At 42.1% G+C, this 20,600-nt stretch carries 16 protein-coding genes; 10 read left to right on the forward strand and 6 right to left on the reverse strand.

Translation table 11 applies throughout. From position 1 onward, the window contains the following. Positions 1–176: 176 nt before the first annotated feature. From ACN6MV_RS10055 to ACN6MV_RS10070, 4 genes are all read left to right on the forward strand, one after another. Complete coding sequence (locus ACN6MV_RS10055; RefSeq protein ID WP_419886738.1) at positions 177–2,081, forward strand: ATP-dependent DNA helicase; 1,905 nt, start codon at positions 177–179, stop codon at positions 2,079–2,081. A 221-nt stretch (positions 2,082–2,302) separates the two neighbouring features. After that, complete coding sequence (locus ACN6MV_RS10060; protein WP_419886265.1) at positions 2,303–3,346, forward strand: YeiH family protein; 1,044 nt, start codon at positions 2,303–2,305, stop codon at positions 3,344–3,346. A gap of 113 nt (positions 3,347–3,459) precedes the next feature. Then, positions 3,460–4,272 carry a MerR family transcriptional regulator gene (locus ACN6MV_RS10065; protein WP_419886266.1) on the forward strand — a complete coding sequence of 271 codons (813 nt, stop codon included), beginning with the start codon at positions 3,460–3,462 and terminating at the stop codon, positions 4,270–4,272. Positions 4,273–4,477: 205 nt separating this feature from the next. Further along, positions 4,478–6,415 carry an FAD-dependent oxidoreductase gene (locus ACN6MV_RS10070; protein ID WP_419886267.1) on the forward strand — a complete coding sequence of 646 codons (1,938 nt, stop codon included), beginning with the start codon at positions 4,478–4,480 and terminating at the stop codon, positions 6,413–6,415. A gap of 78 nt (positions 6,416–6,493) precedes the next feature. Here ACN6MV_RS10070 and ACN6MV_RS10075 read toward each other — a convergent pair whose 3' ends face one another. Then, on the reverse strand, positions 6,494–6,910 hold the full coding sequence (locus ACN6MV_RS10075; protein WP_375102503.1) for a MarR family winged helix-turn-helix transcriptional regulator: 417 nt from the start codon (positions 6,908–6,910) through the stop codon (positions 6,494–6,496). 136 nt (positions 6,911–7,046) lie between these two features. Here ACN6MV_RS10075 and ACN6MV_RS10080 point away from each other — a divergent pair, with 136 nt between their 5' ends. Beyond that, on the forward strand, positions 7,047–7,505 hold the full coding sequence (locus ACN6MV_RS10080) for a DUF2798 domain-containing protein (RefSeq protein ID WP_042126146.1): 459 nt from the start codon (positions 7,047–7,049) through the stop codon (positions 7,503–7,505). A 157-nt stretch (positions 7,506–7,662) separates the two neighbouring features. Here ACN6MV_RS10080 and ACN6MV_RS10085 read toward each other — a convergent pair whose 3' ends face one another. Further along, positions 7,663–8,592 carry a MerR family transcriptional regulator gene (locus ACN6MV_RS10085; protein ID WP_419886268.1) on the reverse strand — a complete coding sequence of 310 codons (930 nt, stop codon included), beginning with the start codon at positions 8,590–8,592 and terminating at the stop codon, positions 7,663–7,665. Positions 8,593–8,809: 217 nt separating this feature from the next. On the opposite strand from ACN6MV_RS10085, the gene ACN6MV_RS10090 reads away from it, so the two are divergent. Beyond that, positions 8,810–10,627, forward strand: coding sequence for a methyl-accepting chemotaxis protein (locus tag ACN6MV_RS10090; protein WP_419886269.1), 1,818 nt, complete (start codon positions 8,810–8,812; stop codon positions 10,625–10,627). Positions 10,628–11,050: 423 nt separating this feature from the next. On the opposite strand, the gene ACN6MV_RS10095 is transcribed toward ACN6MV_RS10090, so the two are convergent. Beyond that, positions 11,051–11,941, reverse strand: a complete 891-nt coding sequence (locus ACN6MV_RS10095; protein ID WP_339290174.1) for an NAD-dependent epimerase/dehydratase family protein — start codon at positions 11,939–11,941, stop codon at positions 11,051–11,053. 497 nt (positions 11,942–12,438) lie between these two features. Continuing rightward, complete coding sequence (locus tag ACN6MV_RS10100; protein WP_419886739.1) at positions 12,439–13,305, reverse strand: RNA polymerase sigma factor; 867 nt, start codon at positions 13,303–13,305, stop codon at positions 12,439–12,441. 237 nt (positions 13,306–13,542) lie between these two features. Here ACN6MV_RS10100 and clpP point away from each other — a divergent pair, with 237 nt between their 5' ends. Continuing rightward, on the forward strand, positions 13,543–14,124 hold the full coding sequence (gene clpP / locus ACN6MV_RS10105) for an ATP-dependent Clp endopeptidase proteolytic subunit ClpP (RefSeq protein WP_042126154.1): 582 nt from the start codon (positions 13,543–13,545) through the stop codon (positions 14,122–14,124). A 21-nt stretch (positions 14,125–14,145) separates the two neighbouring features. Continuing rightward, positions 14,146–14,352 carry a hypothetical protein gene (locus ACN6MV_RS10110; RefSeq protein WP_042126156.1) on the forward strand — a complete coding sequence of 69 codons (207 nt, stop codon included), beginning with the start codon at positions 14,146–14,148 and terminating at the stop codon, positions 14,350–14,352. Positions 14,353–14,392: 40 nt separating this feature from the next. Here ACN6MV_RS10110 and ACN6MV_RS10115 read toward each other — a convergent pair whose 3' ends face one another. Further along, positions 14,393–15,388 (reverse strand): LacI family DNA-binding transcriptional regulator, encoded by a 996-nt coding sequence (locus ACN6MV_RS10115; protein WP_339290176.1) that lies wholly within the window; start codon positions 15,386–15,388, stop codon positions 14,393–14,395. 272 nt (positions 15,389–15,660) lie between these two features. Between ACN6MV_RS10115 and ACN6MV_RS10120 the strand changes: the two genes are divergently transcribed. Further along, positions 15,661–17,382 carry a glycoside hydrolase family 13 protein gene (locus tag ACN6MV_RS10120; RefSeq protein ID WP_419886270.1) on the forward strand — a complete coding sequence of 574 codons (1,722 nt, stop codon included), beginning with the start codon at positions 15,661–15,663 and terminating at the stop codon, positions 17,380–17,382. Between the two features lie 67 nt (positions 17,383–17,449). Here the strand turns inward: ACN6MV_RS10120 and ACN6MV_RS10125 are convergent, their stop codons facing one another. Next, positions 17,450–19,336, reverse strand: a complete 1,887-nt coding sequence (locus ACN6MV_RS10125; RefSeq protein ID WP_419886271.1) for an LTA synthase family protein — start codon at positions 19,334–19,336, stop codon at positions 17,450–17,452. 303 nt (positions 19,337–19,639) lie between these two features. Between ACN6MV_RS10125 and ACN6MV_RS10130 the strand changes: the two genes are divergently transcribed. Next, on the forward strand, positions 19,640–20,590 hold the full coding sequence (locus ACN6MV_RS10130) for a DUF4830 domain-containing protein (protein ID WP_419886272.1): 951 nt from the start codon (positions 19,640–19,642) through the stop codon (positions 20,588–20,590). The last annotated feature ends 10 nt before the right edge of the window (positions 20,591–20,600 follow it).

Raw genomic sequence — 20,600 nt, forward strand, 5'->3', positions numbered from 1 at the left:
AACAACCATTAAATTATCCGAACGAACTACTTTGTAATTATTCCAATCTTATGAGATAATAGAGTTTTTCCGTTGATTCTATTTTTCATGGCATACGTGATATGCCTGATCAAATATTGGAGGTAGGCTTGTTGGCGACACAGTATCCTTTTGAATATGATCGGACCAGACCTTTTATGGAGCAAGTAGGAGAATGGGTCGGAGATGTATTTTATGAAATTCTTCCTGAGGCAGGATTTGAAGTCCGTGATGAACAGATTTACATGGCGTTTCAGGTGGAGCGAGCTTTTGCTGAGAAAAAGACGATTTTTGCTGAGGCAGGGGTCGGTACGGGTAAGACTTTAGTGTATTTGTTATATAGCATTTGTTATGCGCGGTATATGGGCAAACCAGCGATTATCGCTTGTGCGGATGAGTCATTGATCGAGCAGCTTGTGAAACCGGAAGGCGATATTGCCAAGCTTGCGAAGCATCTGAATATGAATATTGATGCCAGACTAGCGAAATCTCCGGACAAGTATATGTGTCTGAAAAAGCTGGATCACGCACGCAACAATGATGATGGGAGCTTGCCGCTGGAGAGTTTATACAGTACTCTACCTGATTTTGTACATTCTCATGCACCGATGCAGCAGTTCCATGCCTATGGCGACCGTAGGGACTATCCAGATTTGAACGATGAGCAATGGAATAAGATCAATTGGGATACGTTTCAGGATTGTTTTACTTGCGATATGCGTCACCGCTGTGGGCAGACGTTGTCCCGTGATCATTACCGGAAATCAAGTGACTTGATCATTTGTTCTCACGATTATTACATGGAACATATTTGGACTTATGAAGCGCGTAAGCGAGAGGGTCAAATTCCTTTACTTCCAGAGCATTGTGCCGTTGTTTTTGACGAAGGGCATTTGTTAGAATCTGCCGCCATGAAGGCGTTAGGCTATAAAATGAAGCATGTTGTCTTTGAAGAGCTCATCTCTCGTCTGCTGCAGAATGAGATTCGTGAGACGCTCGCGGTACTTATTGATGAAGCGATTATGCAAAGTGAGCAGATGTTTAAATACATTCGTCGTCAATGCCGCAGCATTCCTGGATCGGATCGAAAAAGCATTGCGCTTAATGCACCGCTAATCCGTGAGGTGCACCGCATGCGTAGTGTAATTGCTGCTATTGAAGAAGAATTAGTATTCGAAAGTGGACTTTACACGATTGATGAATATCAATTGCGGATTGTGGAAGAACGCTTGGAGACCATAGAGATTGCCTTGAGATTGTTTGAGGATTCAGGTGCATTAATCTGCTGGGCGACAGAAGATAGCGATGGCTTAACGCTGTCGGTAATGCCACGTAATGTTAAGGAAGTACTCCAAGACAGCTTGTTCACGCAAAAAATCCCAATCGTATTCTCTTCGGCTACCTTATCCGTGGATAAATCATTCCAATACTTGAAGGATAGTCTTGGGATACACGACTTCCTGTCTTTCTCTGTAGACTCACCTTATGATTATGAGCATCAGATGAATGTCTATGTGCCAGAGCTTCGGAGCGGTGATTTTGCTGAAAAAATGGAGATCTCTCTAAAGCTTATTCAGCAGACTGAAGGAAGAGCCCTGCTGCTGTTCCGTACTCGGGAAGAACTTCTGCAGTTCAAGCAGCTCAGCTCGCAGACAGCAGAATCAAGCAAGTATTCTTTCCTCTTTGAAGGAGATCAAGAGATCAGCTATCTAATCTCAGCTTTTCAAAGGGATGAGCATAGTGTGCTTTGTGCGGTAACGCTATGGGAAGGACTAGACATACCAGGACCTTCACTATCTAATGTAATCATTTGGTCACTGCCTTATCCGCCGCTCGACCCTGTATTTATGGCGAAACGTGCGGAGACCTCCAATCCTTTTGAAGAGGTGGATTTGCCATACATGCTGCTGAGACTTAAACAAGGGATGGGACGTCTGATCAGAACGGGCACGGACCAAGGAATTGTGACGGTGCTTGCGGAAGCCGAAGGACAACATCCGGTTCACGAGTATATAACTTCTGTACTACCGAAGGGTACTAAGCTTCAGACGCTGGAAGTGTGAATGTAATATAGGAACACAAACGACGCTCTTTTGGTGAGGCGGCTGCTCTGGCATGCTGCTTCTCGAAGGAGCTTTTTTTGCGCAAATTCAAGCATAAGGATTACTAATCTTACAGATAGTATATTGGTATTTAACTTTCGAGCCATGGCGTATTATTGTTGATTCATGGGGGATATACATACCTCCGTCATCTAGAGATTCATACAAGGGGTGTATACGACATGGGGGATTCACAGGGATTATACCAATCGAACCATAAGAAACAGGTTGGTTTTGCGCTTGGCATTGGATTGACCTTAATCATTGCATTAGTCGCAAAGTATTTAGCAGGCTTTCCATTTCTCTCTATTATGGGCCAACTGGTCATTGCCATTTTAATCGGAATTATTTGGCGGGCAACCGTCGGAGTGCCGGGCACGATCACTCAAGGGACTGATTTTTCCAGCAAAAAGCTACTGCGTTTAGGAATTATCCTGCTTGGTATGCGGTTGAATTTAATGGATATCGTAGCTGCGGGGCCAAGAGTATTTCTACTGGCTGTTATCGTGATCGTATTTACGATCTCTGTTGTTTACGGGCTTGCTCGACTGTTCAAGGTTGATAAACGACTCAGTATCTTAACTGCCTGTGGAACAGCGATCTGCGGTGCGGCAGCGGTGGTGGCGATTGCTCCACAAATCAAAGCGAAAGACGACGAAACTGCGATCGGCGCAGCGATAGTCGCTATATTAGGTACAATATTCACGTTGCTCTACACTTTTTTGTACCCTTTGCTAGGCTTATCCGATCTAGGCTACGGGGTATTCTCTGGAGCTACCTTACATGAAATTGCTCACGTCATCGCAGCAGCTGATGCAGGTGGGAATGCAGCAGTAGATATGGCGGTCATCGTTAAATTGACTCGGGTAGCCTTACTTGTTCCTGTGGCTATATTAATTGGGATTTGGACGAATCGCACAGAAAGAAAAGTTCAGGGAGGTCAGTCTAAAGCCTCGTGGAAAAGTATTCCTGTTCCTTGGTTTATTCTCGGTTTCTTACTCGTAAGTGGTGTGAATTCATTAGGGATTGTATCTGCATCAGTGGCAAATGGAATTGTAACGATAGCTTATATGCTAATCGCTATGGCGATGGCTGGACTTGGCTTGAATGTTGATTTGGCGGCATTTAGACGACTGGGGATGAAGTCTTTTGCAGCTGGGCTTATAGGTTCGGTCTTGTTGTCCTTAGTTGGATTTACACTAGTTCACTGGTTTGGACTGGCATGATCTTTTGCATACATTAGAATAGTAAGAAATGAACTACTTCATATCTAAAAATGGTCCTTACGTATATCATTTAATGTGGCTGGGTAGGCATGAAATGGATGGAGGGACATCAGGTGAAATATTGCATAGGGGAATTTGCTTCCATTCTCGGTGTAACTGCAGATACGCTGAGGTTATACGAGAAACATGATATTGTTAGGCCCACTAAAGATAACAGCAATAAATACAGATATTTTAATGACTTAGATGCAAGAGATTTGCTAATGAGTAGATGGTACAGAAGTATGGGAATTCCATTGCCGGAAGTGGCAACGCTGATGAAGGAGTCTTCATTAGAGCAAGTTATGGGTAGGATGCAAGAAACAGAGTCAAATTTAGAAGAAGAGATCAAGCGGAAGACGATGCTGCTAAAAAAGATGAATGAAATTCATAATGAACTCAGAGAATTAGACTCCTATTTATATACGTGTAAACTTAAACAGCTGCCAGGTATGTATAGACTAAAGCAAACGGATAAGAATGCATTATTAAAAAATGATATTGTAAAAAGCTTAGTCAACACTTGGATGGATCTGCTGCCGTATGCGTTTTATTCTTTTAGAATTGAGGATACAGGCATCTTTTTCAGCGAAAACAATAATTTTAATTATAGCTGGGGCCTTACCTTGCTAGAAGATGAAGCGCAACAATTCGAAATGGATAGCGAAGAGTACGCAGAGTATATTAGCCCAAGTCTTTGTATCTCAGCAACAATATTATGTACGGATGAAAAATATATCACGAAGAACTCCTTGCAGTTCATGTTTGACTATATCGAAGCTAATCATTATTCCATTTCGGGAGATGTGGTTGGAAAATTACTGCTCACCGAAAAAATTGAAGGCCATAATAGATCTTATTTGGAAGTGAATATCCCAATCAAATAGTGACTCTAATTAAACATCTGCTCTTTGGGCAGATGTTTTTCTTCTAGTTGGACAAAAAGTAGACATTGACCTTGGTGTTGTACCAATGTTTATACTTCGGGATATAGCCTGTCAGATGTCGTTGTTGATTAATCATTATCTTTGTGAAAATTATCACGTTATTTGTATCAGGTTATAAGATATTAGACACTGGGGGAGAACAGAAATGCGTAACAGAAATTTCGTCAAGAAAATGCTCATGTTATCTTTTTGTATGGTGCTGATCGTTTCCATGCTGAGTGGATGTACGGGAAATGGGGAATCGGCTAAGTCGTCATCGTCCTTTAAAGCCGGTTCGTTCACAGGAGAAGCGGAAGGAAAAGAGGGAGTCATTAAAGTAGAAGTAACTATGGATGAGCCAGATAAAATTAAAGATATTAAGATCGTAAGCCAATCGGAAACAGGAGGACTGGGTGATAGTGCACTTGAAAAAATTAAAGCACAAATTCTAGAAGGACAAACCTTGGCAGTTGATGCTGTTAGTGGTGCAAGTCTTTCCAGTGAAGCCATGCTTGCCGCTGTGGAAGATGCCGTAACCAAAGGTGGAGGTAATCTTGAAGTTCTCAAAGCCGGAGGTGCAAAAAAAGCTGGTGAAGGGAAAACTGAAAAACTTGAAACCGATGTTGTTGTAGTGGGCGCTGGGGCATCCGGTGTATCTGCGGCTGTTACAGCGGCTGATAAAGGTGCTAAGGTTATTATTATAGAGAAAACGGGTGTCATCGGGGGAGCGAGTAACTTGTCCTGGGCAGGTAAGTTCTATAATTCATCCGCTGCTACGAATAATAATCTAAAAGTAAATGTGGAAAAAGAAATTGCGGATTGGATTGTCAACAATCACTGGAGAGTGGATGCAGCAGCGATTAGACAATATGTTACTAAATCCGGTGAAACTTACGACTGGTTAGCCGAAAAAGGATATCAAACTAGCTTCTTGAATTTCTTCGGTGAGCAATTACATGTGCTTCCAGCTTATGAAACACGTGAAGAAACGCTTCGTAAAATGTTATCCGAATCAGTTGAACAAAATGGCGGACAAGTGATCACAGAAACGACTGCCAAAAAGCTGATTACGAATGAAGCTGGAGAAGTTACAGGAGTAATCGCTGAGAAAGCAGATGGTACAACACTTGAAATCACAGCGAAGAGTGTCGTTATGGCTACAGGTGGTTATGCTGCAAATAAAGAAATGGTAAAAGAGGCGTTTGGTTTCGAAGGGGTTAACGGTGGATTAGGACAAAACGTAGGAGAAGGCCTTAAGATGGCATGGGAAGCTGGAGCTAAGGTACCTGACAACTTCGGTGGACAAATGCTTCATCAAACATTAGCTAGAGCAACACAAGGTCTCAAAGCACAATATGAATCTTTTGAAGCAAGTTATCCACTAATGTTGACGTATCTTCCGAATTTCATGAATGTAGGTACTTCTGGTGCTCGATTCAGAGATGAAGCGGCGACGTTAACTTCGGTTGCAGCAGCGAATACAAGTGCATTTAATGGTCCGTATCACATGGTTATCGTCTCGAAATCACAACTGGAGGCACTTCAGATCAAGGGGATGAATGGTGTTCATGCACCAAGTCTTCCAGGAATGCCACCGGAATTCTATGCTGAATTTGCCGATAAATTCACACTAGAGAACCCTTGGACAAATGTCGAGAAAGTATTTGATTCGATGGTGGAGAACGGAGGTGGCTTCAAAGGAAACACGATTGAGGAATTAGCTACGAATGCAGGGATGGATGTTGATGTGTTTGTAGAAAATTACAATCGTTATACAGAAGCGACAAAAACTGGTGTAGATGCTGAATTTGGAAAAGCTGCTGAGTATTTAGAACCTATGGGTGAAGAAGGTCCATATTACGCCATCATTGCTGAAATCAATAATCTGGGTTCAGTTGGTGGCTTGCTAGTAAATACAAAATTCCAAGTTCTGAATGATAAACGGACACCAGTGAAAGGATTGTTTGCTGTAGGTCTAGAATCTGAAGGTGTGTTGTTTAATGATACTTATGTTGGAAACGGCGTTGGTATTGGGTACTCCTTTACCTCAGGTCGTCTTGGCGGGGAGAGCGCAGCTAACATTGTATTAGAGAAATCTAAGTAACAAACCATTTCCCGGAAAATAATTGAATATTTTTTATAGACGCAGGGTGGAGAACTCTGCGTCTTTTTTAGCTGGAGATTAGAGCCATTCTTCTTTTAGCAAAGCTCTGAGAAGCTCTACGTTAGCTGCTCCAAGCTTGTTGGCAATTTTTTGCTCTAATTCAATTTTGGTGACCATCATTCTTTGATTGCATGCGATTCCCTTCTGGGTAAGAGTGATGTTTTTGTCACGCTGATTTCCTTCGACTTCAACAGCCTCTACGTAGTTACGTGATAATAGTCCTTTAATGCTTTTATGTGTACCCTGCCTGGAAATATTAATAATTCTACTGATTTCTGAGATCGAGAGCATTTGATGTGCCTCAAGAACCGCCAGGATATGGGATTCAGTCTTGTTGATTTGATCCGGGTCTTGGTCGGTCACTATTTTACGTAAGACTAAATGCTTCTCACTAAGTAAATCAATTAGGTTCATTTCTTGTAGATGGTTATCCATATGAACACTCCTAAATCATCGTTCGTTTTATCCAAGTATAAGTCATTTGAGTTTATTGTCAACTCGGTTGACTAATTTCAAATTGCTGTGGTATTGTAATCCAAGTTGACAATATAGAGATAAAAGGAGCTTGAAGATGGGAAGAAACAAAAAAGAAGCATTATTATTTACGTCTATCATGTGTGCATTGATGGTGCTGGGGATGAGCATTTACAATGTAGTGCTGATGGAGGGCTGGTCGGATACGGTAGTTAAAGATGTAGTCATCGGCTACGTACCAGCGTTTCTTGTTGCCTTAATTCTGGATGTATTTGTTGTAGGTAAGGTTGCGAAGGGGATTGCGCATAAGCTGGTTAAAGAGAATGATCCGATGATCAAAAAAATTATGTTTATATCCTTTTTTATGGTGACCGGAATGGTGTTGTTTATGTCCTTCTACGGTGCAGTTCTTCATGTAGGGTTCTCCTCAGAACTACCGATGGCTTATCTGTCTGCGATCGGTAAGAATTTCATTGTTGCACTTCCACTGCAAATCTTATTAATCGGGCCGCTTACACGATTTATCTTTGTAAAGATTACTCCGGCTACTGCATAGAGAATATTAACATCACCTTTACGCAAAGCTGGGTCAATCTTATGTGACACTCTAGTTTCTTGAAAATAAACAAAATGCTCTCCAACTGCCATGATGGGCAGGGGAGAGCATTTTGTTCTATAACCTTCTAAGAGAAGGTCTTAATAGATAGACAGTTCTATGATCTCTTTTTTACAGGTTCCAGCAGATTTAATACATACTGACTTCCGCTGCCTTTGGGACTATCGTTACGGATATGCTCCTCAAGACATAATCTTGAATCGTGGTCAGCCTGATAATCCAAGTTATTATCCAAATAACTCATTAATGCTTGCCATGAGCCGTAGATATCATCGCTGCTTTCCGTCATTGCATAGAGACCGCCATCGAACCGCATCTCTTTAAGCTGGCTTGGTATTTCTTCATTTTCAGGAATGGAGGCACAAAATCCATAGCCATAAGGATTATTCTCACCACTTGGATGCGGATGTGTATTCCCACCAAATAGACGTGCCGTCCCCAAGAGATGGTTAGCCTCTAACCATTCCGTAACAGGAGTCATTGCTTCATCCTCTGGAGATGTGCTGACTGCAATATTATAGGCAAATCTCATAGGTGGAAGTGTAATGAATCTTACATGGATAGGTGGAGAGTGTTTAATCGTTGTCATAGATAGAACCTCCTCATTCTCATTCGTAACATCTAATGAATTGGATGACTCTTCGTTCAACGCTAATAACAAATGGTTAGTTATGGGTTCCTCCATACGTGCGGATATTAGTTGTAGGAAGAAGCGGATTTCACGATCTTTTTGTGTGAGATCAGATTTCTCCTTATGAATTGAAGCAGATTGCTGAAGGAGTATTTCATATAAGGACTGAACGGACATGCTCTGTAGGACGTTACCGATATCCTTAATACTAATATCAAGTTTTCTTAAAAATGCGGTGATTCGAATAGCGAGTATTGCGTGCTCATCATAAATTCTCCAACCCGAGCTAGCCTCTCGGTGGCTTTCAAACAATCCTTGCGCTTCCCAGTGACGCAACGTCCGACTCGTCAGTCCGATTTGCGTAGAAAGCTTATCAATAGTCACAAATCCACTCATAGACAACTCCCGTTCTATAGATTGATAAGGCGCCCTATGGAAATATTTTAGCACTTAACGTTACGTCAATTGCAATAGGGTAGTTATAGCCCGTGTATTCGACATAATTTACAATTCTCATACAAAACTGTGCCCGGTATTTAATGTACAGCTTCTACAATTTAGATATTAGTAAAAAGTACCTATTGCTATATGAGGCTTTATACGGAGGATGATAATGTTGAAGGCTAGGTCTATGCATCTATCAATGAAGTGGAAGTTGATCTTGAGTTTTTCTGCCGTGGTACTATTCTTTCTAGGGGTAGCGCTATACCAAAACTATAAAATCAATCAAGTAGAAATCTCTATGGAAACGCAAAAAATGGAGATGGAAAAAAGAATTACAGTATCCACTATTACTCAACTGCTTCAAGAAATGAACGGTGTGGAGACCTCTCTAGCCGGTTCTAGCGATTTGGAGTTTACTCAACCATTTAAGGATAAACAGACAAAGCTAATGGAAGAATTGGGCAAAGTGAAGTTTGAGGCAGATTCTCCAGCATCTAAGGAGTTAGAACAATTATACAATCAAGTTGGAGGATATACAGGTTATTTTGACGGATTAGTAAATACTATAAAGGACGAGCAGCTTGATCCTATGGCTGTTTTGGAACGAATAGATGAATTACATACGAAGGCATTGGCTATGAATAAGGCTATGCTGGAGACTAATGAGAAACTATATACCGCAGCAGCAGAGAACGCAGAGAAGGCTCAAGATTATTCTTTTGATTTATTAAATCTGACCAGTTCTATGGGAACCTATGCAGCAATACTAGTGTTCATTTTCACAATTATTATTGCTGTTATGCTTATACGTTCCTTCTTGAACCCTATAAATAAGCTGCAAGCGGCTCTACGAAAAATTGCTGAGGGAGATTTAAGGCAGCAGATTAATTCGCCATATAACGATGAGTTAGGAAGTCTGAGTCATCATTTTGACCATATGGTTTTGCGGGTAAGAGAGATGCTTCAACATACCCAATCTGTTGCTTCTTCGCTCGCGACTTATTCGCACTCTTTTCAACAATCTTCTTCGATTACCGCTCATACGAATCAAGAAATCGTAAGCACAATACAGGAAATCTCTGTAGGCGCTGAGCAGCAAGCCGGACAATCTGAGCAGAGTGCAGGCTTGATTCAAGAATTGGAACGGGAAGTTCATGAAATTACCGAGTATACCGAGGTTATGCTATCGACCAGTCAAACGGCTAATCACAATACTCGAAAAGGTTCCGAGTCCGTCATCGCTTTGCGCGAGGTATCGGAGCATTCACGTGAGTCTGTGAATAAGGTGTATCTTGCACTGACCAAATTGAGCGACCAATCGAAGGATATCTCTAGAATAACTAAATCGATTACAAACATTTCTAACCAGACCAATATTCTCTCTTTAAATGCTGCGATTGAAGCGGCAAGGGCGGGAGCTTATGGGAAGGGCTTTGCTGTCATAGCTGATGAAGTGAGACAATTATCAGATCAGACCAAAGAGTCCTCCGTACATATCAGTCAGATTATTAACGAACTGCAAGCCGGGATGGATGAATTTCAGCAATATATGCTGGAGACCAAAGGAAACCTTGAAGAACAGGATCAAAAAGTGGCCGAAACGTTGTCATCTTTTGAAGCGATAGATCAGTCAATCGTTGAGATTAGTAAGCAGATTGGGCAAATCCATGACAAGGTAGATATGACACAGACCATGAATCGTAGACTTGCGGAGTCTGTTCATAACGTGGCGGCTATTGCTGAGGAAACTGCGGCAGGGGTTCAGGAAGTGAATGCCTCTAGCGTGCAACAGGATAATGCAATTCACGATATTGCCCGCCAAGCGGTTGAGATTAATGAGATTTCACAAAAATTATTCAAGGAAATTAACGTCTTCAAGATTAATTCGGATATAGTAGACGAGATAATCGCTGGAGATGACAGTGACTCAACTGGCGATGAAACGCCTGCGCCTGCGGAGCAGTCCTATTTGACAATCTCCGCTTAGGTGAAGGTTTGATTGACTGCTCGCCTATCGGAACGACTTGATTCACACTAATTCTGTAACGTAAAAAGGTAGTTTAGAGGAGAGATTCTTCTAACTACCTTCTTTGCACGTTAAGTGTAATTAATGCAGCTATTAAAGGATGAGTTTTCCTTATAAAGTGTTTAGATGTACTTCGTGCAGTTATTTTCTCCGGGAAAGACCGTTAGTGGTGTTTAGCTAGTTTTTAATTGCACTGAATACAACTAAAGTCGAACATAAGCTTTGTTAGTGTGGTTTAGTTGTATAGAGTGCAGTTATCTGAAATGCTCACCGAGGTTTTAGTGAAAAAGCTACCAACTTCGTACAAAATATCTACTTAGGGGTAGCTCTTATCTCATAGATGAATCGCATAGATGAATGATGCGTGCTTGTATAGGATGTGCGTTATTCCTCGTAAGTTTTGTTCAGGGAGCTAACTAGCTCTGGAAGCCAGTCATTTAGAAGGAGAAACTTGTAGCCCGCGGACTGGGCTTTTGTCGTATCCATAAACCAGGAGTGTTCAATTCCGAATGGCGACATATGCTCGTCATCGGTTTGGTTAAGGATAATGGCTTGCTTGTCTGTTTCTTTTTCAATCATTTTGAGAACATCCTTAATTCTAACCGTTCCGTCTGAGCAAGCATTGATCGGTCCTGTCACAGTAGAACAGCAGCCTAACCAATATAGGAAATCAGCAGCTTCATCCGAACGAATAAAGGAGATATGCGCTTCAGGATTCGGTATGCCGATAGGTAGCCCGTTACGGACATGCTCGATATGAAAATGAAGTCTTCGCGTATAATCATCTATTCCCAGTACAATTGGAAAGCGAACCGCAGCGACTGGGAAGCTAGCCTGCTGCATGAAGACGGCTTCTGCCAGTCTTTTTCCCTCTTGATAGGTGAAATCATTCCGTCCTCCGTAGTGTATAGGGTATGTTTCAGGATCAAAAATCTCTTCGGTCAGGGCCTCTTCGCTGAAATCATACACGGATAGACTTGAGGTGAGAATGTACCGTTTTGTTTTACCATCAAAAATCCGGCGTGCCTGATCCGCTTCATCCGGTGAATAACAAATATTATCGAACACGACATCCCACAATGAATCTCCTACCGCCTGAGTGAGCTCGTTTGGTTGGAAACGGTCCGCATGGATCCGGTGAACGCGATCTCCAAAGGAATCGCTAGTTTCTCCACGTGTCAGTATCGTTACGTCGTTCGCGGAATCCTGTAGCAACCGTTCAACTAATCTTTTTCCAAAAAAGCGCGTGCCGCCTAAAATAAGAATCTTCCTCATAATTTCACTCCTCACCAACTAATGCTTATTTGTAAGTTTAAATGAAGATTGTCGTTTGAATGCTGGGGATTGTGCTTGAAATCGTTACGCATAAAGATATGTAAGGGAGTTTTATTGTTTTGATTGTACTTTGTGCAATAGAATCTCAAATATATAGAATAGAATCAGATTCTATTGCACTTTGTACAATCAAAAGATGAGAAATTGCCCTAAAAGCTACTTTTATAAAGAATCTATTGCAGATCCTGCAGTAGATTCGTTTTTTAGCGTTGATTTCTTGGATTCTGTTGCACATTTTACAACATCACTAGCTCAAAGCTAAAGGATAGCTAAACTCATCTAACTCACCCAACTCATCCAACTAACCCAACTAACCCAACTAACCTATTTCTACACACCAAACGCACACTTTCCAAAATTAATATTTGTTCGGTTATAACATAACGTATCGCATTAAGCTAAGCTACTGTGGCATCACGAGATAGCATTACAAAAGACTAAGCCACCATTCGCATTCCAGGCTCGGCATAATTCCAACCTGTGGAGCTGAATCCGCCAGACTGGAAAGGTTGAACGCTTTGGAAGCTCTGTAAGCTTTGGCTAGACACTGCCAATACAGCTTCCTGGTTTTCATCCGCGAGGACTAATGCGATAAGCTCGGTAATTTTCCCTTGTTCATAGGCAGAAGCAAGGTGATTCAGAGCAATTTGTAATTCCGTGTCCTGCGGTAAAGAGGGACCGTCGGCTTGAATAAGCTCTTGCCTTACGGCAGGGAGGGCTTGCCGGGCTCGATGTAGCGCAGCTTTGACGGCTCCTTCCGTGGTGTCGAGCATATCGGCGGCTTCAATACCGGAGTACTCGAATACATCGCGGAGCAGGAACACCGCTTGCTGTAGTGGAGATAAATGCTTCTGCAAGGCTTGAAAAGCAGCCTCAATCTCAAATGAGCCATAACCTGCTGCTTCTTCAGTCTTAGGTTGATCCATTTCCAGTAACCGCGATAACGTGGCTTTACGCCGTGTAATATCTATCCAGGTATTTCTGGCAATCCGCAGAAGCAATGCCTCGGGATTCGGGTGATTCGTCAGCGAGCTGAAATTCGTACGAATTGTATGATCTGTATTGTTGTTCATTTGATTTGTATCGTTCATTTGATTTGTATCGTTCATTTGACTTGTATCGCTCATTTGATGGGTTGGGTTATTTTCATTTGTATCGTTCATTTCGCTCTTCAGCTTCGTATGTTCGGAAGTCTTCAAATAGCCCAGTGCTTTGACCCAAGTATCCTGAGCCAAATCTTCGGCTTCCCATGGGGATTGTGTCAGTGCAAGGCAATACCGCTTCAGCGCCATTTGCAAAGACATGGTATGATTCTCATCCGGTTCATGGCCGGTGCTAAGCTCCTCAAGGCTGATCACACTGCATAACCCCTTTTCCGGTAAAGTGATTTCGGTTACTTCTAATAATAAACGAATGAGCGCTAAATTAAGATACGCAATAATAAAAATAATATTTTGTTCTCTGAACGTATCCTATCCAAAGACTAATCCGTTTACAGGGTAGATTTCAAATAAAAATTAACGGATGGAGGTCGCATACACATGGCGTACATTCCTTATGTCATTGAACAAACGAATCAAGGAGAGAGATCTTACGATATTTATTCACGGCTGCTAAAAGACCGGATTGTGTTTGTAGGGGCAGAGATTGAGGATCAATTGGCGAATAGTGTAGTTGCCCAGCTATTGTTCTTATCGGCAGAGGATCCAGATAAAGATATACACATGTATATCAATAGTCCAGGAGGCTCCATAACAGCAGGATTTAGTATTTATGACACGATGCAGCTTATTAAACCGCAGGTAAATACGATTTGCACAGGGATGGCGGCTTCCTTTGGTTCACTTCTATTGTTAGCTGGGGCTAAAGGTAAACGTTATGCGCTGCCAAACAGTGAGATTATGATACATCAGCCGCATGGCGGAGCACAGGGTCAGGCTAGTGATATTGCGATCAGAGCTAAACGTATCTTGAAGCTAAGGGAAGTGCTTGTGCAAATTACAGCAGACCGAACCGGGCAGACGGTGGAAAAGGTACTACAAGATATGGACCGGGATTATTTCATGACAGCTGATGAAGCGGTAGAGTACGGGATTATCGACAAAGTCATCACAAATCTGTAAGTTGAAGGAGTGAAGCGGGTTATGCTGGAAGCTTTGCAGGGCAAAGAGGTAACCATTTATTTTGTAGATGGCTCTAACGCTAGAAAAGGTATTTTGGAAACGGTGAGTGAGAAGTTTATCAAATATCGGACAGAATTCGAAGAACTGTATATTCCCATTACTTCCATCTGTTCTATTACACTGGATACTAAAGGACGAGAACGTGCACGAGTAGGATTTACACAATAACCATTATCAGATTTAAAAATAGGGTTAGGGGAAGTTTTCCCTAACCCGTACTTTCCCGAATCGCCAAATAATGAGCCACATTGGCATGATGCTGAATACCAGTCTCCCCTTTAATCAGCTTGATTAAGGTTCGAGTAGCGGTCATTCCAATCTCCGTTCCGGAGTATTCCACTGAGGACAGCTTGGGCCGAACGACAGAAGCGATAAAGCTATTATCGAATCCAAAAACCGCAACATCCTCTGGCACCCGTATACCGTTATCGATCAGGAAATTCATCGCTCCAACAGCCATCCAATCTGTGGAGCAAAAAACCGCAGTAGGCAGTTCTCCGCTATCCTTGATCCGGCGCATTGCGTCGCTTCCATCTTCTACGGCCATTCCACTTTCTACTACCCATTCTTCTCTTAAGGAAATACCTGCATCCATAAGCGCTTGTTGATAGCCGCGATATCGATCGCCACCTACTGCGTTATCTCCAGATACCCGGATCATGCCAATACTTCTATGTCCTTTCTGAATCAGATAAGTAACGGCTTCATAGGAAGCGGTAACATTATCCAGATGGACAGAAGGGATCGAATCAATCTGAGATTGTTCTCCAACTAACACGCAAGGTGACCCGGATTTTTGGATAATCTCCAAGTGCTCCTTACTCGGAACCGAGCCTACATATATATAACCCTCAGTCCCCATATGGTGGAATAAGTTCAAATAATGAAGTTCACTATTCACACTTCCGTCTGTTAACCCGACCAAAACATCATAACCATATAGCTCGGCGAGATCACGTATGCCAATATTGAAATCGTCAAGCACGGTATTACTGTTCTGCGGAATAATGACACCTATCAGAGGTGTATCCGATCTACCTGCATCTGAACCGATGACATTAGGACGGTAATTCATTTGTTTCATGGCTTCCAATACACGCTTACGAACTTCCTCGTTTACCGGTTTGCTGTTGTTGACAACCCTTGATACGGTAGCTATTGAAACGTCAGCCATTTTGGCTATATCTTTAATTTTTACCTTCAAGAATATCACCATAACTTTCCAAGCTTGTATTCGTTCTAGAATATATCGCAAGCATATCATGGATAGCTCCAAGAATCCAAAAGATTGTTATTGACCAGGAAAATAAAAGATCCTATAATGATCGCATAGGAAAATAATTTCCTTGAATAAACCCTGAATAGATAGTTTTTTAGTCGATAATCTTAAGTTTTATTATGAAAATCACTAATTCGTGAATTAAATAGGAAAATATTTTCCTGAGAGGGTATATGAATACGAAGGAGCTGCATACATTGAACAGAACATGGTGGAAAGAAGCCACAGCGTATCAAATTTACCCACGGAGCTTTATGGACAGCAATGGCGATGGTGTTGGAGATCTGCAGGGAGTCATCTCAAAACTTGATTATTTACAGGACCTTGGCATCAATGTCATTTGGATCTGTCCTATTTATAAATCCCCGAACGATGATAATGGATATGATATTTCAGATTACCAGGATATTATGGCGGAGTTCGGCAGTATGGCTGATTTCGATCAGCTATTAAGCGAGGTTCATGCACGGGGCATGAAGCTGATTCTGGATCTAGTCATTAACCATACTTCAGACGAACACCCTTGGTTTGTTGAAGCGCGTTCAAGCAAGGATAATGCTAAACGTGATTATTATATTTGGAGAGATCCTAAGGACGGAAAGGAACCGAATAACTGGGAGAGTATTTTTAGCGGTTCGGTCTGGGAGTTCGACCCTGCTACAGAGCAATATTTCATGCATGTATTCTCCAAAAGACAGCCTGACCTCAACTGGGAGAATCCTGAAGTACGTCAGGAATTGTACGGTATGGTCAATTGGTGGCTAGATAAAGGGATCGACGGCTTCCGAGTGGATGCTATTTCACATATTAAGAAAATCCCAGGACTTCCTGATCTGCCAAATCCAGATCATCTTCCGTTCGTTTCGTCCGGTGCAGGTCATATGAATAGGGAAGGAATTCACGATTTTCTTCAGGAGCTGAAACAGGAAACATTTGATCGTTATGACATTATGACCGTTGGTGAAGCGAGTGGTGTTAGTGTCGATCAAGCGGAAATGTGGGTAGGCGAGGAGCAGGGCAAATTTAATATGATTTTTCAATTCGAGCATTTAGCCCTTTGGAATAAGAGTGTTACGGGTGGCTTGGATGTTCTGCAGCTGAAATCAGCACTTTCCCGCTGGCAAAAAGGTCTTGAAGGTAAAGGCTGGAATGCACTCTTTATCGAAAATCACGATCAGCCGCGTTCGGTTTCAACTTGGGGTAATGATGGCCAATACTGGAAAGAGTCAGCTAAATCACTGGCTACGATGTATTTCTTAATGCAAGGAACACCGTTTATTTATCAGGGTCAAGAAATTGGGATGACCAATGTAAGATTTGATTCGATGGATGATTATGATGATGTGGCGATGAAGAACCTGTATCGTTTAGAGACAGAAGCCGGAAAATCACATGAAGAAGTCATGGAGGTTATCTGGAAGAACGGTCGCGACAATTCTAGAACGCCAATGCAATGGGATGACTCTGAGAACGCTGGTTTCAGTAGCGGCAAGCCTTGGATGAAGGTCAATCCTAATTTCACGGAGATTAATGTGGAGCGTGCGAAGCAGGACCCTGATTCCATCTATCATCATTATAAAAAGCTAATCGCACTTCGGGCCGCTAATCCTATTACCGTTTATGGAACCTATGATTTGATCCTGCCTGAAGATGAACGAATCTATGCTTATACTCGTACACTTGGCAATGAGAAATTGCTGGTCATGTCAAACCTGTCTTCAGAGGAAGCACTGTTCGACCTTCCGTTTGACTTGGAATTTGACTCCAGTGAGTTGCTGTTGAATAACTATGAAGTTGACCCTGCTGAGAAAATCGAGACAGTGGCATTACGCCCTTACGAATCTCGTGTGTATATGCTGGTTAGCGCACCTGTAGAGCAAGAGGATGTTCGTGAGAGTGTGCCTGCAACAATGGTTTAATTACTTTAATAAACACAAGAATGCCCCTCGGCCAATGGCTGAAGGGCATTCTTTTTTTGAATATCAATTATTTGCTTTGTTCGCCATCATCCGTAGTAGATAAATCCGGCCGTTGCAAAATATAACTATTAGACATATTCAGGAGCCGCTGAACAGCATCAAATTGCGCTTGTGTCGAACCGCCCTCAGTTTCAGAGCCATCGATTAGATTATAGTTATTTCCATCATTGTAATCGACACCAGTCAAGTACAAGCTTGTGTCATTAATAAAAGAACCAGTAGGAAGAAAATGTCTAACAGGTAGCAGATTGGTTTGTTGATTCATCAGATCTTCTCCGAAGTGGAGCTGGTCCTTCATAGAAATCCCTAACAGATTAGCTACAGTTGGTAAGATGTCAATTTGACCTCCTGTCTGTGTGTACACAGTAGGCTGGTCAATGCCTGGAGCATGAACAATAAAAGGAACGTTGAACATATCGGTATATCCATACTCGTGTCCGACCATTTCCTCCATTAATGATTTCTCATTGCCGTCAAGGGAATACAGGGACACACCTTGATGATCTCCGTAGAAGACAATCACGCTATCGTCCCATAACCCGCTGGATTTCAGTTCGTCCAGAAATTGTCCCATGGCGTAATCCGCATAATTTTGGGCTAAAATATAGTCGCCGACCAAGGTTCCTTCGTACCTTTTAGGCAGCGTCATTTTAAATTTAGATTCTGGCATTTTATAAGGGTGATGAGCACTCATAGAGATAACCATCGCGTAAAAAGGATCGTCTTCAGCATCCATTCTAACTAATTCAGGAACCGTCTTGGCGTACAGCACCTCATCAGAAGAACCAAATGCGATATGATCATCATCTCCATAGAAGGACTGATCGTAGTATTTATCAAAGCCCAGCACCTTGTATAAGGTTTTGCGATTCCAGAATTCTACGCTGTTGGTGTGAAAGGTGGCTGTATTATATCCATTCGCTTTCATCAGCATGGGCAAGCTAGGAAGTTCCTTAGTCATATAGTTGGAGGAAGTGGCTACTTCGTGATGAGGAACATATAGAGAGGTGTTCACTACAAACTCTGCATCCGATGTTGTTCCTTGCCCCGCATTCGTATAGAAGTTATTGAAATAATGTTCACTTGCTATAAGCTTATTTAGATTTGGAGTTACTTCCTGTCCGTCAATGCTTAAACCAAGCAGGAAATTCTGAAAAGATTCCATTTGCACTACAATGAGATTCTTACCTTGAGCCGCTGCCCAATACTTTGGAGAGACTGGCTCCGTAATTCCCTTTGTAGCGTCCACAGACTGCTGCGTAATTTCTTTACTGTCGATCATTTCTTGCTTTTCCGTGGTGTCGGCAAAAATGGTATATACCTCGTAATTGAGAATCCCCATACTCTCTGCCTTTTTATTCTCGTTCATACTTGCGTGATTCGGCCAAACATTAAAGACACAGATTGCAAGAGATACGCTAATGATCCCAAGTAAGGCGGTTCGGTTCATGCGCCGGTTCATGCCTCTTTCTTTCCAGATCGCAATATATTTCGGACGGAACATAAAGAACATGAAGACTACAATATCCACAAAAATGAACAAATAGTAAGGATCCAGCAAGGAGTACGTGCTTTCTCCGACCTTGGTTACCTTATCTGCTTGTTCCAAAGCATGGTAAGTAGCAATTACACCGTAATACTTGTAATACATCAGGACGGCAAAATAAATCACTGAAATTAATAAGTTCGCAATCATGTAATACAGAAACTTCCGTTTGGAAGCCATCCACTCAATGAGTCCAAAGACGATAAAGAAGAACGGGATCTCTGTGAGCAGCATGCTCCAATTAGGGCCGTCACTAAAAACCACGAACCAGGCCACTGCGCATTTTAAGAGCAGGATGAAGCTAAAGATTAGAAAGGGCTTATTTTTTATTTGAAAATCTTTTTTCATTCGTTATCATCCTCTCTGGTGCAAAACACACTAAAATTCTGCATAACCCTGTATGTTGTGGGAATCCGTTGCAATATGCCGATGCTTATTATGCTCTTGAAGTTTTCGTGTGTCAAAAGACGGACGAGAGACCTAGAGCGCAGCAACAAGCGATTTATGCCATATAAACAGTTAAAATCAGCTTCAATCCTAAACTACAGGTTAAATGTGTATAAATTGATTTAAAAAATTACAGTTTCTCGCAACTTTACATAATATTCCACAGTCTAAATAAGAGGGAGTGAATGTAGAGGAGGATTATCCATGGCTCGGCGTCAGTTTATTATGATTGTACTGACCTGCTTACTTCTGTTTTTAAATATGGGATGTAATGGAGGGAAGAAGGCTTCGCCGACGATTCAGTCTTCCATTTGGAAGCCCGAGGTTTTTTTACAAACATTGGATTATAAAGTTCAGAGCCAACCCGATAAATTCTTGGTGGATGTACCTCAGGATTGGGAGGTGAAGCTAGGGGAGTATCCAGAGGGACTTTACTGGCGATTAGCTAACGTGTTCTCTAAAGATGCCGGTTTTGATTTGACTACACTGAAGGGCAGTGATGTTGAAGCATGGCGGTATTCTTTAGTCGACGGGCTACCTGGTTCGGAGGGACAAAGCGGATTTTCATATCCTTCCAATCTGATTCTGTTAGTACAATCAGGAAATACCGTTGGGGCTTGGCTTGAATTTAATGTTCAAAGCGTCGGTCCTTCCATTAAGAAGCGCAGTCTTACAGATATAACGAGTCTTACATTTGATGAGTGGACGGAGAGAGAGGGGCTGTTTGCTGATGCAGGAGAGAACGGAGACTTGGCTTCATTAGGACATTTCGAACTGTTGGATGCTTTTTTTCAAGCGATTCAGGAGGGTAATCATACCCGTGCCCGTGCATGTTTGAATCCTAATGCCTTACTCACGGCATTGACGGTTAACCGTCAAGCACATCATCTCTATAATTCGGGTTTTGGTGGTGAAAATGCACTCAGTGAAAGTATTGTAGAGGCTAAACCTAACGCTTATAAAGTGATGGATTATGATTCTGGTTCAGAAATTAAAGACATCGGTGATCGCACTACGATAAATGTTGTGGTAGATCTGTACATGAAATCGCTAAATCCTGTGTTCGATACCCCAGATGGTCAGGAGACACGCTTCGCAGTGTTGACCAAACATGCTAACGGCTGGAAGATTGGAGGACTTGGAACGGGGCCGTGAGTTGTTAGAT

Source organism: Paenibacillus sp. B-A-8, assembly GCF_048572915.1.
GTDB lineage: Bacteria > Bacillota > Bacilli > Paenibacillales > Paenibacillaceae > Paenibacillus_AQ.

Coding starts and splice junctions, on each gene's coding strand:
- ACN6MV_RS10055 (WP_419886738.1), top strand. CDS start 177: ATGGAGCAAGTAGGAGAATGGGTCGGAGATGTATTTTATGAAATTCTT.
- ACN6MV_RS10060 (WP_419886265.1), top strand. CDS start 2,303: ATGGGGGATTCACAGGGATTATACCAATCGAACCATAAGAAACAGGTT.
- ACN6MV_RS10070 (WP_419886267.1), top strand. CDS start 4,478: ATGCGTAACAGAAATTTCGTCAAGAAAATGCTCATGTTATCTTTTTGT.
- ACN6MV_RS10075 (WP_375102503.1), bottom strand. CDS start 6,910: ATGGATAACCATCTACAAGAAATGAACCTAATTGATTTACTTAGTGAG.
- ACN6MV_RS10080 (WP_042126146.1), top strand. CDS start 7,047: ATGGGAAGAAACAAAAAAGAAGCATTATTATTTACGTCTATCATGTGT.
- ACN6MV_RS10085 (WP_419886268.1), bottom strand. CDS start 8,592: ATGAGTGGATTTGTGACTATTGATAAGCTTTCTACGCAAATCGGACTG.
- ACN6MV_RS10090 (WP_419886269.1), top strand. CDS start 8,810: ATGTTGAAGGCTAGGTCTATGCATCTATCAATGAAGTGGAAGTTGATC.
- ACN6MV_RS10095 (WP_339290174.1), bottom strand. CDS start 11,941: ATGAGGAAGATTCTTATTTTAGGCGGCACGCGCTTTTTTGGAAAAAGA.
- ACN6MV_RS10100 (WP_419886739.1), bottom strand. CDS start 13,305: ATGTCTTTGCAAATGGCGCTGAAGCGGTATTGCCTTGCACTGACACAA.
- clpP (WP_042126154.1), top strand. CDS start 13,543: ATGGCGTACATTCCTTATGTCATTGAACAAACGAATCAAGGAGAGAGA.
- ACN6MV_RS10110 (WP_042126156.1), top strand. CDS start 14,146: ATGCTGGAAGCTTTGCAGGGCAAAGAGGTAACCATTTATTTTGTAGAT.
- ACN6MV_RS10125 (WP_419886271.1), bottom strand. CDS start 19,336: ATGAAAAAAGATTTTCAAATAAAAAATAAGCCCTTTCTAATCTTTAGC.
- ACN6MV_RS10130 (WP_419886272.1), top strand. CDS start 19,640: ATGGCTCGGCGTCAGTTTATTATGATTGTACTGACCTGCTTACTTCTG.